Annotated in this window: 11 protein-coding genes and 3 tRNA genes; 6 read left to right on the top strand and 8 right to left on the bottom strand. The window is 57.0% G+C overall.

Going from position 1 to position 13,408, the window contains the following annotated elements:
* Positions 1-96 precede the first annotated feature (96 nt).
* The 3 genes from uvrB to BM070_RS15645 all read right to left on the bottom strand — a co-directional run bounded on the left by uvrB (position 97) and on the right by BM070_RS15645 (position 4,113).
* Entirely contained in the window at positions 97-2,073 is a 1,977-nt protein-coding gene (gene uvrB, locus BM070_RS15660; protein WP_028690943.1) for an excinuclease ABC subunit UvrB, read from the bottom strand.
* Positions 2,074-2,448: 375 nt separating this feature from the next.
* On the bottom strand, positions 2,449-2,880 hold the full coding sequence (locus tag BM070_RS15650) for a DUF488 domain-containing protein (RefSeq protein WP_023835768.1): 432 nt from the start codon (positions 2,878-2,880) through the stop codon (positions 2,449-2,451).
* 252 nt (positions 2,881-3,132) lie between these two features.
* Positions 3,133-4,113: an IS5-like element ISPa26 family transposase gene (locus tag BM070_RS15645; RefSeq protein ID WP_024086516.1), complete on the bottom strand. Its 981-nt coding sequence runs from the start codon at positions 4,111-4,113 to the stop codon at positions 3,133-3,135.
* 448 nt (positions 4,114-4,561) lie between these two features.
* Between BM070_RS15645 and BM070_RS15640 the strand changes: the two genes are divergently transcribed.
* The 4 genes from BM070_RS15640 to BM070_RS15630 all read left to right on the top strand — a co-directional run bounded on the left by BM070_RS15640 (position 4,562) and on the right by BM070_RS15630 (position 8,559).
* Positions 4,562-5,503: a LysR family transcriptional regulator gene (locus tag BM070_RS15640; protein ID WP_028698648.1), complete on the top strand. Its 942-nt coding sequence runs from the start codon at positions 4,562-4,564 to the stop codon at positions 5,501-5,503.
* A 466-nt stretch (positions 5,504-5,969) separates the two neighbouring features.
* Positions 5,970-7,184 (top strand): glutathione-independent formaldehyde dehydrogenase, encoded by a 1,215-nt coding sequence (locus tag BM070_RS15635; RefSeq protein ID WP_023093406.1) that lies wholly within the window; start codon positions 5,970-5,972, stop codon positions 7,182-7,184.
* 43 nt (positions 7,185-7,227) lie between these two features.
* Positions 7,228-7,443: a hypothetical protein gene (locus BM070_RS24830; RefSeq protein ID WP_023464794.1), complete on the top strand. Its 216-nt coding sequence runs from the start codon at positions 7,228-7,230 to the stop codon at positions 7,441-7,443.
* Between the two features lie 225 nt (positions 7,444-7,668).
* On the top strand, positions 7,669-8,559 hold the full coding sequence (locus BM070_RS15630) for a LysR family transcriptional regulator (protein WP_023103878.1): 891 nt from the start codon (positions 7,669-7,671) through the stop codon (positions 8,557-8,559).
* Positions 8,560-8,581: 22 nt separating this feature from the next.
* Here BM070_RS15630 and BM070_RS15625 read toward each other — a convergent pair whose 3' ends face one another.
* Positions 8,582-8,875, bottom strand: a complete 294-nt coding sequence (locus BM070_RS15625) for a helix-turn-helix domain-containing protein (RefSeq protein WP_009459591.1) — start codon at positions 8,873-8,875, stop codon at positions 8,582-8,584.
* Between the two features lie 119 nt (positions 8,876-8,994).
* On the opposite strand from BM070_RS15625, the gene BM070_RS15620 reads away from it, so the two are divergent.
* Both BM070_RS15620 and BM070_RS15615 read left to right on the top strand, forming a co-directional pair.
* Positions 8,995-9,648 (top strand): substrate-binding domain-containing protein, encoded by a 654-nt coding sequence (locus BM070_RS15620; protein ID WP_023106332.1) that lies wholly within the window; start codon positions 8,995-8,997, stop codon positions 9,646-9,648.
* 118 nt (positions 9,649-9,766) lie between these two features.
* Positions 9,767-10,735, top strand: a complete 969-nt coding sequence (locus BM070_RS15615; protein WP_020924940.1) for a Dyp-type peroxidase — start codon at positions 9,767-9,769, stop codon at positions 10,733-10,735.
* Between the two features lie 37 nt (positions 10,736-10,772).
* Here the strand turns inward: BM070_RS15615 and BM070_RS15610 are convergent, their stop codons facing one another.
* From BM070_RS15610 to BM070_RS15595, 4 genes are all read right to left on the bottom strand, one after another.
* Entirely contained in the window at positions 10,773-12,716 is a 1,944-nt protein-coding gene (locus BM070_RS15610; RefSeq protein WP_023103875.1) for a tyrosine-type recombinase/integrase, read from the bottom strand.
* A 226-nt stretch (positions 12,717-12,942) separates the two neighbouring features.
* Positions 12,943-13,018: transfer RNA gene (locus tag BM070_RS15605), tRNA-Gly, on the bottom strand.
* Positions 13,019-13,132: 114 nt separating this feature from the next.
* Positions 13,133-13,206: transfer RNA gene (locus BM070_RS15600), tRNA-Cys, on the bottom strand.
* Positions 13,207-13,259: 53 nt separating this feature from the next.
* Positions 13,260-13,335 (bottom strand) — tRNA-Gly (locus tag BM070_RS15595).
* Positions 13,336-13,408: the final 73 nt, after the last annotated feature.

Here is a 13,408-nt window from a genome sequence, read left to right as displayed (position 1 = left end):
GGCGGCTCACCCCTCCGGTTGAATGATGAGCCGACCGTCTGCCCGCTTGCCCCAGGTGCAGATCGGTCGGCCATGCAACTCAATGCCGGCGAACGATTAGATGTAAATGAATTGCCGGTACAACCCATCCAACTGATGACGAATGTCTTCGACGCGCTGCTCGTCACCGGTATCGGTAAATTCGAGTAGCTGCTGTTCCTTGGCAGTGATCTGATCGCAAAGGTCGGACAAGTTCTCGCAGAAAGCCTCGGAATGAACGGTGGGCTCCTCCGTATTCGTCTCTTCCCCTGCTAGTTTTCGCACAGACGAGGCTGGAGAAATCCCATTTTCCTCGTTAAAGGCAATTTGAAGCTGCCTGCGCCTATTGGTCTCATCGATCGCCTGCTTCATCGCCGGCGTCACCGCGTCGGCGTACAAGATCGCCTTGCCGTTTTCATTCCGAGCGACTCGACCGATCATCTGAATGAGCGCATGGGCCGAACGCAAGAACCCTGCACGGTCTGCATCGAGAATGGCAACCAATGATGCCTCTGGAATATCCAGCCCTTCGCGCAAAAGACTAATCCCAATCAAAACATCGAACTCTCCTGCGCGCAGGCCATTGATGATCTCAACACGATCCTCCGCTTTTATGTCCGAATGCATGTAGCGCGCTCGAATCCCGTTGTCCGTCAAGAAATCCGTTAGCTCTTCTGCACTGACCTTCGTCAGCGTAGTCACAAGCACTCGATTCTTTCTCTTCACGCACTTCGATATTTCGGCAAGCAGGTCATCTATGTATCCATCCGCTTTCCGCACTTCAACCTTGGGGTCAAGCAGTCCCGTTGGCCTGATAACCTGTTCGACAACCCTGCCTTTCGACACCCTCAGCTCGTAGTCGCCCGGAGTAGCGGAAACAAAGATGGTCTGAGGCTTGACCTTCTCGAACTCGTCAAAGTTCAATGGCCGGTTGTTCTTCGATGAAGGCAAACGGAACCCGTAATCGATCAGCGTGTCCTTGCGCGCCTGATCCCCCCGGTACATTGCGGATATCTGTGGCACCATGACATGAGATTCATCGACGAACAGCAGCCCGTCTTTCGGCAAATAATCCAGCAACGTGATCGGAGGAGAAGCTGCGTCTCGGTCGCTGAAGTAGCAGGAATAATTCTCCATCCCCGAGCAATAGCCGACCTCGCGCATCATTTCCACGTCATGCGTGATCCGCTCGTACAGTCTGTTTGCCTCGACCAAGCGATTATTCCTGTTCAGCTCGGCAACCCGCTCTTCCATATCAGCGAGTATCTTTTTGGATGCAGAATCTATTTTGTTCGTGGGCGGTGCGAAAAGCGTTTTTGGCGAAACCAAATAATGGTCTATCTCTCCCAACGTCTTGCCAGTAACAGGGTCCATCCATTGGACAGACGCAACAGTGTCATCCAACAGTTCCACCCGAACCGCCCTGTACTCGGAATCAGCGGGGAAAATGTCAATCACATCACCTTGGACGCGGAACGTTGCACGCTTGAGCGTACGCTCCGTGCGATCATATTGCAGCAAAGCCAAGCGACGAATTAGCTCTCTCTGGTTTAGTTTGACCCCAGGGGACAGAGCGATCTGTAGCGCTCGATATGCATCTGGATCACCCAGGCCGTAGATTGAAGACACCGAAGCGACGACGATCACGTCACGACGCTCAATCAAGGATTTGGTCGTGGACAGGCGCAGGCGCTCAAGGTGGTCATTGATGGCCGAGTCCTTCGGTATGAAACGATCGGTGCCCGGCATATAGATCTCGGGCTGAAAATAGTCGTAATACGAAACGAAGTACTCGACCGCATTCTCAGGAAAGAAGTGCTTCATTTCACTATAGAGCTGCGCGGTCAACGTCTTGTTGGGAGCCAAGATCAACGTGGGCCGCTTCAGACGATGAATCACATTGGCCATGGTGAAGGTCTTACCTGAGCCGGTGATACCTTTCAGCGTCTGGTGCGTCGCACCTTCTTCTATGTCCGACAGCAGCCGCGCGATCGCCTCTGGCTGGTCCCCCGCCGGCGTATAGTTGGAGTGCAGAATAAACATACCGGTTGACATTAGATATCTCCTAATTGAGCTACTTCAATTTGTCCTGATGTATCGGCTATTCCAGAAGACCTATAGCAGTACCAAACTGGGGTGTAAATGACGGCGATCCTGCCGCGCCCCACCTGGGCGTAGGCGTCGCCAACATGATAGCCCAACACATGGGCGGGCTTCCCAGTGCATATCCGCCGATCGCCACGACGTCAGCCAGCGGCCCGTCTGCCAATGCACCTGGAGCCACTCGCCTCGTTGAGCGCTGACATCGAGCCGTGGCGGGCGAGGTTGCTCTGTACGCCCAATGTGTGGCGCCGGCTCCCGCCGATACGCGCCTTTGTCTCTCTCAGCCCTCCAGACGAGGCGTTGGAAACGTGGAGCTACGTCGCCCCTCTAAAGATGCACGATCTCAACATTCGGCCATTTGCCTGCAAGGTACTCGGCCACTAGCCTCCGATGGCAGTGATGGGGCTTGTCTTCGCTGCAAAGCAGGCAACTGTTATCAATCTTTTCTTTATCGATTGACTCAATCTTTCGGGACGACATTAAATCCAGAAATTTACTGGCGTAGATATCCCAATCTCCCCCTTTTATTTTATATTCCTCGAACATGTCTTTGGTTGGAGCAAGTGCTGGTAGATGTTCATATTCCATCCCACACAACGCCTCGGAAAAATATCGAAGATCCTCGCGTTTAGCGAACCCGGCCAATTGCGAAACATTATTCAGGCGAACATCGACAAGGCGCTTGGCACCAGAAGCACTTAACTTGGTGAAGAAGGACCGCGCGGAGGTCTTAGTGAATCCAATCGTGAATATCTTCATCTGCCTTATTCCCCTCGTTCCTTCATCCATAAATGGCTGTTATTGAGCTACCGCCAGGCATGCCCGTCAATCGCAGCTAAGGAAACGCTGGGGGCATGGTGTACTAGGGATGGTCTGAAGTAGCCCCTGTTTTCCGGCTACTTCGCCATCGACACTTTCAAAAAACGGTAGCCGCTCAAATCCCGGTCAAACCTGCCGTCTATTTCAGCCTTTTTTGCCGCTGCAAGCACCTCGCAGCAGTCACTTCACTCTTCACGGACGCACCTCTCCTGCATTGGAGAGCAAATGTCGACGCGCCATCCAAATGTTCGACAGGGCGAACAGCGTCACCATCTGAGCAGTGTTTTTCACCAAGCCTCGGAAGCGCACTTTCGTATAACCAAACTGGCGCTTGATCACCCGAAATGGATGCTCAACCTTGGAGCGAACCTGGGCCTTGGCTCTTTCGATCTTACGTATCGCTTTGTATAACGCGCTGCGGTTACCGTGCTTTTTGTAAGTGCTGCGCCGGGCTGCAATCTGCCAGATGACTTGGCGCCCCTCATGCTCTTCACGCTTCTCTACACCGGTATAGCCCGCATCAGCGCAGACCACGTTCTCACCACCGTGCAGCAGTTTGTCGACTTGGGTTACGTCCGCGACGTTGGCCGCAGTGACCACCACGCTGTGCACAAGCCCGGACTCATCGTCGACACCAATGTGAGCTTTGGCACCGAAGTAATACTGGTTGCCCTTCTTGGTCTGATGCATTTCCGGGTCGCGTTTGCCGTCCTTGTTCTTGGTCGAACTGGGCGCATGAATCAGAGTGGCATCGACGATGGTGCCTTGTCGCAGTGACAAGCCACGGTCGCCCAAATAGCCATTGATCACGCCGAGAATACCGGTGGCCAACTCATGCTTTTCCAGCAGGCGACGGAAGTTGAGGATGGTGGTTTCATCCGGGATTCGCTCCAGGCTCAGACCGGAAAACTGGCGCAGGATCGTCGTCTCGTACAGCGCCTCTTCCATCGCCGGATCGCTGTAACCGAACCAGTTCTGCATTAGATGAATCCGCAGCATCGCCATCAGCGGATAGGCTGGACGGCCCCCTTCGCCCTTTGGGTAATGAGGTTTGATCAGAGCAATCAAACCCTCCCAGGGTACGACCCGATCCATCTCTATCAGGAACAGCTCCTTGCGGGTCTGCTTGCGCTTACCGGCGTACTCGGCATCGGCGAAGGTCATTTGTTTCATCATCGAAAAGCTCGGCGATTGGTGTCCGGGGATTTTGCCAAATCAGGAAGTCTTTTTCAGGATTTCCCCAGCTGCGCCACAACGGCCATGGCAGGCTCCATTCTCTCCCCGCTTCAACGGCCACGACCCGAACAGCTCAAGAGCTTAGCACCGCCTTTTGCGGTTGCGTGCCTCACCACTCACGCTTACTCCCTTCCAGAACGCGCCAACTGCTAAGCTACATGAGGACGACTCGCCCACAGCGCAAAGCACCTGTGTTCGCGCTATTGGCTGTCCCGTGCGTTGTGGTGCTGACCGTCGATGACGAGTCGAACCTACTGTATGGGCACTGCGCGCGGCAGCCTTTCATGCGTGCCAGCTACGTGCCCAAGGTTGGACGCGGATCGACGCGTGCGCAGGGTTTTTCGTGAAAGTATAAAATCTAATCAACTTTATCAGAAGAAAATATATGATCGTAAGAAACTTTGAATACTTGCTTGCTTTGCACCGTGAAGGCCATTTTGGCAACGCGGCCAAAAGCTGCAATGTTTCTCAGCCGACACTCTCCGCGGGCATTAAGCAATTGGAGGAAGACATGGGTGTCGAGATCGTGCGTCATGGCCGACGCTATGACGGCCTCACTTCTGAAGGGATGCGCGTACTGTCTTGGGCTCAGCAGATGTATGACGACTGCAAAGGGCTGGAGCGAGAACTCTCCGCACTACGGCGAGGTATAGAGGGGCAATTCCGGCTAGGGATACTCCCAGGAACTGCCGGTGTAGCGCCCACATTAAGCATCGCCCTTGCTGAAAAAACACCCTTACTTCAACAATCAGTTCTGGTTTCCGGCGCTTCTTCCCTGCTACAGGCGATTCGAGAAAACAATTTGGATATCGCACTCATGCATTTGGAGGATATCCCAGGGGAAGACTTCGATACTCACCTTCTGTACCGTGAACGCATTTTCCTTTTTCACGCCGCGAGAACACAGCAACCCCGAAGCACAACGTGGGACCATGTTCTCAATAGACAACTCTGCGTGCTGAACTCGGCAGTACCTGAACCCATTCAAGATAGGCTGATGCAATGTACCGCGCAGACTATTCGCACTGATTCAATTGACGTGCTATCGGCACACGTGGCGACAGGAAAATATTCGGCAGTTCTTCCGCAATCTCTCGCCGGCCAACTCGCGCACATTCCAAATCTCCACGCAATCGCAATCAATGGACCAATGTCGCACTCAAATGTCGGATTCGTTGCTGGGAAAAATGCGTTCGAGGCACCGTCATCGCGTGCATTGCTCGAAATGGTGCACACCCCCGAACTCGCCGCCACTCTTCAATCCGTTATATCGATCCATCGTCGGTTCCAGCCCAAAGCAGACTCATCTCAAAGCCCCCTGAAATAGCGAGTCTTGAAGAGCAACTCTGTATTGCTTCAACCAGGCGAAGATTGCAGGCATGCCGTGTGCGCCGCTAACAGGCGCCACGTGCTGAGCAACCCATCGAAGGCCACTAGGTCCAGGGGCAACTCGGGGGACAGGAGTACCTGCTGCATGCGGCCTCCTCATGTCTCGCTGGGTCGAGCTGACTGTTCCTAGATCAAGCTAGGAGGCGCGATGTAGCGATGATCGTTGCCCTCTCCCGGCTAGGAGACGAGCACGGCTCGACGATCCCGCGTAGATAGATCGTGCCTATCTGTACATAGATTATTCCAGTTTGACCACTTCTGAGCTTGATCCGATGCTGTCAAGACCGCAGAAGGAGACGCGGCCAACGGCTAGGCAGTACCACGATCGTTCTTCTTGACAGCGGTAAATTTCGTTTCCCACTTCGATTTAGAAGATGGAAACATTAACGCACAGAGGTGACGAAATGACTCCGACCGGTAACCGAATCGTGACTTTCGAGAAGCCCTTGGAAATGAAGGTCAACACCTTCAAATTTCCAGAGCTGATAACCCCTCAAGGGAAAAGCGCACCCCATGGCGCTATCCTCAAAATAGTTACCACAAATATCTGTGGCAGCGACCTTCACATTTATCGCGGTTCGTTTGCTGTTCCCAAGGGAATGACCATGGGCCATGAAATGACCGGCGAAGTGATCGAAGTGGGATCAGACGTCGAAGTCGTGAAGAAGGGCGACATCGTTTCCGTTCCCTTCAATGTGGGGTGTGGGCGTTGCTACAACTGCAAGCATATGCGCTCCGATGTATGCGAGAACACCAACCCCGAAATCGACTGCGGAGCCTACGGGTTCAACCTCGGTGGCTGGACGGGGGGGCAAGGTGATTATCTCTTCGTACCGTATGCGGATTTCAATCTCCTTCGCTTCCCTGACAAGGATGCCGCCATGGAAAAAATCCGCGACCTGACCCTTCTCTCTGACGTATTACCCACAGCTTTCCATGGGTTCGCTGGCCCAGACTGGCCAGCCGCGCCGGCCTACGTCGTCGGCGAAAACATCCTGATCTTCGGTGCCGGGCCGGTCGGCAGAGCGGGTGCCGCCTGCGCCAGACTTCTGGGTGCAGGCGCCATCATCGTTGCCGATTACATTCAAGAGCGGCTGGACCTTCTCAAGCCACACGGCGTGGAAACCATCAACCTTTCCGACGGCGTGCCGATCGAGGAGCATCTCGAACGCATTACCGGGCACAGGGAGGTGGATCGCGTCATCGACTATGTTGGTGTGGACTGCCGCGGGTTTGGCGCGGAGGCTGACAAGATCGTGGAGAGCGCTGTTACCAACGCAATGCTCAAATATGTCCGCTTCGGCGGAATGACCAGTACGGTCGGTGTGTACTGCGCAAACCCGATCTCGAAAGACCCGAAAGCCAAGAAAGGCCATATGGATCTGGAATGGTCCAACGCCTGGATCAAGTCGCCGCGAATGTCGGCTGGTCAATCTCCGACGGCCAACTACAACCACGCGTTAATGCGGGCGATACTGAACGATCGCATGCCTTACCTTTCGCCGATGATGAACACTAAGTTCATCAAGCTCGAAGACGCGCCCGCCGCGTACAAAGAGTTCGACGCGGGTTCTGCATACAAGTACGTCATCGACCCGCATGGTTCAGTGCGGCATTAAGCATCCGGCGCGGGCTAAGCATCAGGATGTCTCACACTTTCTGGTGAGAGGCATTCTGGTCCCGCCAGTCTCCGGGCAGCAACTGGAGCCGGCGAATATTTTCGCCGGCATTTGCCGTCTGCCCCAGGGTACTTGCCTTGGCTCGGACCAGGAGCAGAGCCTCAGCAATCCGCAGGTGATGATCAACCGCAAGCGTGTTCAAGCGCTTGGTTCGCAATCGGCCAAGGGTCAGACGGGGACGATGCACGGCATCCATTGACGTGCGTGGCTGGAGATAGCCTTCGTCTGATCCTTATCACCCCACGGACTTGATCAGGCTCGCCTAGTGTTGTGCCTGCCTCGGGCCATCGCACGGTCAACCCAGCCCTGGCTCATTCAGCCAGAAGTTTCCAATGATGTGGCCGAACTCGCCGCCGCCAGAATGGCAGTCACTTCTATAGGGAGATAGCACAGTGTTGGATAAGTCGGAACGGGAGGGTGGCCTATGGAGCTGCGCCATCTTCGCTGCTTCGTAGTTCTTGCTGAGGAGCTACATTTCACGCGGGCGGCTGAGCGCCTGCATATCGAACAACCACCGCTATCACGAGCCATCAAGGAACTTGAGGACGAGTTGGGCGTAGTGCTCTTCGACCGAAACCGACGAGGAACAGTTCTAACGGCGGCGGGCGCGGTCTTCTTGCAAGATGTTCGCCGTCTATTCACAGTGCTGGAACAGGCTCGTGAAAATGCCAAGGCTGTGGCATCGGGCTTGCGCGGTAGCCTGCGCATCGCTGTATCAGATGGGGCTATCGATCCACGGCTGTCGGCATTTCTGGCTCGTTGCCGCGCCGAGGAGCCGGAGATCGAAATACGCTTGTCAGAAGTGCCTCTGGCAGAGCAAGTGCGTGGCTTGCGTTCGGGCGACTTCATGATCGGGTTCGCGCACACGGGCGATGTCGGCGACGGTATCGCTGCCGAACCAATCTGGCACGACCCGCTGGTGATTGCGGTGCCAGCTCGTCACTCATTGCTCACCTACAAGGAGGTGCCACTTCAAGAACTTCAAGGCCATCCACTTGTCCTGTGCGACCCGCAGGTATGCGAGGGCTATTGCCGCGAACTCAAGCGGCTGCTCAACACGTTGGAGCACAAGCTGAATGTTGTCGAGGAAGTGTCCTCGCTGGACATGATGCTCACGTTGGTCGGCGCCGGCTACGGCATCGGCTTCATGACGGCGACCAAGATTCCCATCTCCCAACGGCCGGATGTGGTGATCCGCCCCTTGGCGATGGATTCTGCCGTGATCACCACCTACCTGCTTCGGCCGGACGGCGGCAATTTATCGGCTTCGGTGGAGCGATTTATCGTTCGCCTTCGCGACTCTTCGGACGGTTGACGGAGCCTGGCAGGCTAGACACTCAGGGATCAGTGTCGGCACGCAGATTGCGTTCGGTCGCCGTCATCAGGTCAGCCGCGCTTATTCCAAGTGCCGTAGAAATTTTCAGTATGAGCGGAAGCGTGGGCACGTGCTCACCACGCTCGATCTTACCCATGTGAGAACGCGAAATGCTTGCCCGAGATGCGAACTCGTCTTGCGCGACTCCTTGAGCGACGCGCGCAGCGCGCACGGCCTGTCCGAAGGCTAACGCCGACTCGGATTCATACGTCGATGTGCCAGAAGGACGGCCTGGCTGAATTGTTGATTTCTGCATTAGCAGAAGCGTCAAACAATCTGCCACAATTAACCACGTTAAAGATAACGACGTTAAACTTCACTCTTTCCTGAAACGCTGGTTTGCCTTTCTGGACAGATCGCTTATTGGGGGCCCTCATGCATGACGCCACCAGCCAGTTTTCCCATTTCAGGCTTGCTATCGCGCCCGGAGTGCCATCCTCTTGCCTCACAACGCTTCTTGCCCTACAGCGCGCGGAGGAACCAGAAGTCACCATCACGTTCTTTGAGACCTCAGCCGATGATCTGTTGACGGGCCTTGAGGAAGGCCGCTACGACGCTGGAATGACGCTTCGGAACGCTGGTGCTCCGGCTGTGAAAAGCCAACCGCTCTGGGTGGAGAACGTGGCTGTTGCAGTGCCGCTGGGGTCCCCCTTAGTTGCCCAGGCGAAGATCACGCTTGCCGAGCTTCTGGACTATCCGGTGTTTCGCTGGCCGGCGGAGGCTTGCCTACTGCTGGATCAGCGACTGTCCTTTCTTCCGTTGAGCCAGCAGAGCATTCAGCACGTGACTTCGTTCGAGATGATGGCGCTTTGGGTGACCGCTGGCTACGGAGTGGGGCTCTCCGCGCAATCGCGCATTGAGCGTGCCCATGCGTGGGGGATCACTATGCGACCGCTTTCAGACGGCCCCTACGAGATCGTGACATACCTGCAGCGACCCCACGGACGAGCCAATGTTGTTTCTGAGCGGTTCGAGCACAGGGCAATGCTGGTTGCCAGGGACAGGGCGGCTTGCTCGAATACCCCATAGCCCGCTCTCGCCGAGGCTGCGTGCGGGTAATTGCAGCGGCACGCGCCTGTTAGCGCGCCAGTGATAGCGCTTCCATCTCTGGCAATATGATGAATTAACATGGTCTTTGGAGGCACGAATGGTTGGAAGTGGTTGGGATCGAGTACCAATTGACTCGCAAAGCATCGATGCGCCGCTGTCGCGCGCGGCGGTGTTTCTCACGTTGACGGTCGCCGAGGGCCACGAGGCCCTTCAGGCGGTCGCCGGCGTCTTGGACGGGCTGGACGACCTGATCAAAACGGTGGGCTTCCGCGATCTCAACGGCCGGCTGTCGTGCATCACTGCACTGGGATCGGCGCTATGGGACCGTTTCCAGACCGGGAAGCGCCCGAAGGAACTACGGCCCTTCGTGCCCATCGAGGGTGCCAAGCACACCGCGCCTGCCACGCCCGGCGACCTGTTCTTTCACATCCGTGCCGAACGCGAGGACCTCTGTTTTGAATTCGAGCGCCTGCTGCTGGACCAACTGGGCAGCAGCGTGACGGTGGCCGACGAGGTGGTCGGTTTTCGCTACTTCGACTCCCGCGACCTGCTTGGCTTTGTCGATGGCACGGCCAACCCGACCGGGCACGACATCGGCGCCTCGACGCTGGTCGGCAGTGAAGATCAGGCGTTCGCCGGCGGCAGCTACTTGGTGGTGCAGAAGTATCTGCACCAAATGCAGCCGTGGGCTCGGCTCGCCAAGGACGAGCAAGAGCGGATCATCGGCCGGGAGATCGTCAGCAATGTCGAATTGCCCGACGCGACGAGCGGCCAGAAATCGCACAAGACCCTCGCCACGATCGTGGACGACGACGGCACCGAGCACGACATCCTGCGCGACAACATGCCCTTCGGCCGCCCCGGCCAGGGCGAATATGGCACCTACTTCATCGGCTACTCCAGGCATCTGTGGGTGACGCAGAAGATGCTGGAGCGCATGTTCCTCGGCGATCCGCCAGGCATGCACGACCGCCTGCTCGATTTCTCGACGGCGCACACCGGCGCCGTGTTCTTCGCTCCCGCACCGCGCACGCTGAGCGAACTCGTGGAGGCGGTGCAAGCGTAATGCAGGGGCCGCAAGGCCCCTGCAAGGTTTGAGAGCCCTATGCTCCGTCTAGAACTACTGCGCTATCCACCAGCCGACGAACGCTTTGCCGCACATCCTCGGGGATGGGGTACGGGGCAATGGCCTCGGGCATATCCGCATAGTGCTGGTAGTCGCCCATGATGACCTGGATGATCGCCGGTACGTTGGTCGGCGTGACCGCATCAATGGCCGCGCGGTCCCCCAGGTCAGGGTGCGGCTGGGTCAGCATGCGGTACAGATCCCACGAATCCGCGTGCGGGCACTGGTTCATGAGCACCTGGGCCAGCTTGTGCTTGAGCGGCACCAGTTGCCAATCGGGAACACGCTGCCCCCGATTGCCCAAACTGATGGACAGCAACTTGCCCGCTTTCAGTTCGCGGTTGATCTGGTCCTTGGACTTTCCGGCCAGCTTGCCGAACAGCGGGACCGGCAAGCTGCTTGGAGACTCGTAGATGGTCAGCATTTCCTCGCGCTCGCGCTGGATCGCGGACACTTCCGGCTCTGGGGCATGCGTCGGAGGCGGCGGTACCTGAGACAGCCGCTGGAACGTGATGCCGCCGCTGCTCGGGGTTACGACAATAGGCGTGGCCACGACGGGCGGGACGCCGGGAGGAGTGGGCTCGGCCATCGCGAGGGTCGCATCCACCGCTTCCTCCACTTCTGCCATCGCCGGCGCCCCGTCGATACGGATGGTCAGATGCGCGCTCGCGGCTTCCACTTCGCCCTGTTCGAGCAGGTCGAGCCGATCGGCCCAGTCCTGCATCATCCGACGGCGCGGCTCAACGTACTTGGCGTGGTTGTAGGACGAACTCACCTTGTTGGGGTCGGAATGGGAAAGCTGCGCGTCCACCCAAATCTTCGGGTAGCCAATCTCGTTGAGCGCCGTCGAGATAGTGCCGCGGATGCCGTGGCCGGTCAGGCGCCCCTCATAGCCCATGAGCTGCACGGCCTTGTTGAGGGTGTTCTCGCTGATGCGCTTCTTGAGTTCGCTGCGGTGTGACAGCAAGTACTTCTGCGCCGGCCGCATCACCCCCAGGAGATAGCGCACGATCTCGATGGCCTGCAGGGATAGCGGCACGATATAGGGGGGCACATCCTGCGGCCGCTTCCCTGCCTTGCGCATTTCATCCTGGAGCTGCTTGACGATCTGCGGTGGGATGATCCACAAGCCCCTGTCGAGGTCGAACTGTTCGGGTTCGGCCAATCGCAGTTCGCCGGTGCGCACCCCGGTCAGGAACAGCAGCCGGACGCCAAGCTGGGTCTGCCAGCCACGGGGGTTGTAGAGCCGGAGCTTCTGGAGGAACTCGGGCATCTCGGGCAGGTGCAGGTAGGGATTGTGGGCTACGGGGGGCTTGGGCTCTGCCACCACGTCCAGGTCGGCGGCCGGGTTGACTTCCAACCCCTCGGCAATGACCAGGGCATAGCGGAACAACTGGTTGAACCAGGTGCGGACCTTCTCGGCGGTGGTGAACGCCTTGCGTTTCTCGATCGCCGCCAAGACGCCCAGGAGTTGGGGGCGGCGAATGTCGTAGATCGACATTCTTCCCAGGGTGGGCAACACGTCCTTGTTGAAGATGCGCAGGATCTGCGACAGCGTGCTTTGACGGCCTTCCTTGAGTTCCTTGCGGCGATGCTCGACCCAGGCATCGAAGACGGTCTTGAAGGTGTATTCGCCCGCCAGCTTGGCCGCGTGCCGTTTCTGGTCGCGCTCGACCTGAGGATCGATCCCCCTGGCGAGCAGGGCCTGGGCCTTGTCTCGCTCGATCCGGGCCTCGCGCAGGCTGAGAGCAGGATAGCCGCCCAGGCACAGGCGCTTTTGCTTGCCCAGCCAGTAGTAGCGGAATTGCCATGACTTGCCGCCTGCGGCTGAGACCATCAGGCCCAGGCAGTCGTTGTCGGAGAGGGTGTAGCGTTTTCCGGTGGTCTTCGCCTGCCGGACGGTCAGATCAGAGAGCGCCATTTCGAGACTCCTAAGTAATGACTTAGGCCCTATGCTCGTCATGGTCCCCGCTCAGCCCCAGCAACTATCCGGTAGCCGACCCACCCGTATTCTTGTGCCTTATTTGGTCACTCAAAAACGGTAGCTGTGGGTGGATTTCCGTGGCACTCGCTGGAATGAAAAAAGGAGCCGAAGCTCCTTTTTTCAATGACCTACAGACCCCAGTAGAAGTCTGTGGATCAAAATTTGGAGCGGGAAAAGAGTCTCGAACTCTCGACCTCAACCTTGGCAAGGTTGCGCTCTACCAACTGAGCTATTCCCGCATTTCTCGCTTCAGTGAATTAGCACCACTGCAGCAAGACTGTAATCATAACACCTTTTCCAAGCTCCTGACACTCAAGATCAAAAATCTTTTGCTGCCATGCACTCGAAGGTGGTGGAGGCGCGGTCCGGAGTCGAACCGGACTAACCGGATTTGCAATCCGGGGCATAACCGCTTTGCTACCGCGCCAAACCGTCTTCTTTGGCAAAAAGGGGAAGCAGAAGCTTCCCCTTTTTGGAAATTGGAGCGGGAAAAGAGTCTCGAACTCTCGACCTCAACCTTGGCAAGGTTGCGCTCTACCAACTGAGCTATTCCCGCATTTACCGAAGCCTCACATTGTACAACGTTTGCATCGATGGGATGAATTGTAGCGCAATTTTTGGCTCGCTCA

The sequence above is a fragment of the Paracidovorax wautersii genome, from assembly GCF_900113035.1.
Lineage (GTDB): Bacteria > Pseudomonadota > Gammaproteobacteria > Burkholderiales > Burkholderiaceae_C > Paracidovorax > Paracidovorax wautersii.
The sequence above is the reverse complement of the archived record's forward strand: the minus strand, read 5'-3'. Positions and strand labels throughout refer to the sequence as shown.

Coding starts and splice junctions, on each gene's coding strand:
- uvrB (WP_028690943.1), bottom strand. CDS start 2,073: ATGTCAACCGGTATGTTTATTCTGCACTCCAACTATACGCCGGCGGGG.
- BM070_RS15650 (WP_023835768.1), bottom strand. CDS start 2,880: ATGAAGATATTCACGATTGGATTCACTAAGACCTCCGCGCGGTCCTTC.
- BM070_RS15645 (WP_024086516.1), bottom strand. CDS start 4,113: ATGAAACAAATGACCTTCGCCGATGCCGAGTACGCCGGTAAGCGCAAG.
- BM070_RS15640 (WP_028698648.1), top strand. CDS start 4,562: ATGATCGTAAGAAACTTTGAATACTTGCTTGCTTTGCACCGTGAAGGC.
- BM070_RS15635 (WP_023093406.1), top strand. CDS start 5,970: ATGACTCCGACCGGTAACCGAATCGTGACTTTCGAGAAGCCCTTGGAA.
- BM070_RS15630 (WP_023103878.1), top strand. CDS start 7,669: ATGGAGCTGCGCCATCTTCGCTGCTTCGTAGTTCTTGCTGAGGAGCTA.
- BM070_RS15625 (WP_009459591.1), bottom strand. CDS start 8,875: ATGCAGAAATCAACAATTCAGCCAGGCCGTCCTTCTGGCACATCGACG.
- BM070_RS15620 (WP_023106332.1), top strand. CDS start 8,995: ATGCATGACGCCACCAGCCAGTTTTCCCATTTCAGGCTTGCTATCGCG.
- BM070_RS15615 (WP_020924940.1), top strand. CDS start 9,767: ATGGTTGGAAGTGGTTGGGATCGAGTACCAATTGACTCGCAAAGCATC.
- BM070_RS15610 (WP_023103875.1), bottom strand. CDS start 12,716: ATGGCGCTCTCTGATCTGACCGTCCGGCAGGCGAAGACCACCGGAAAA.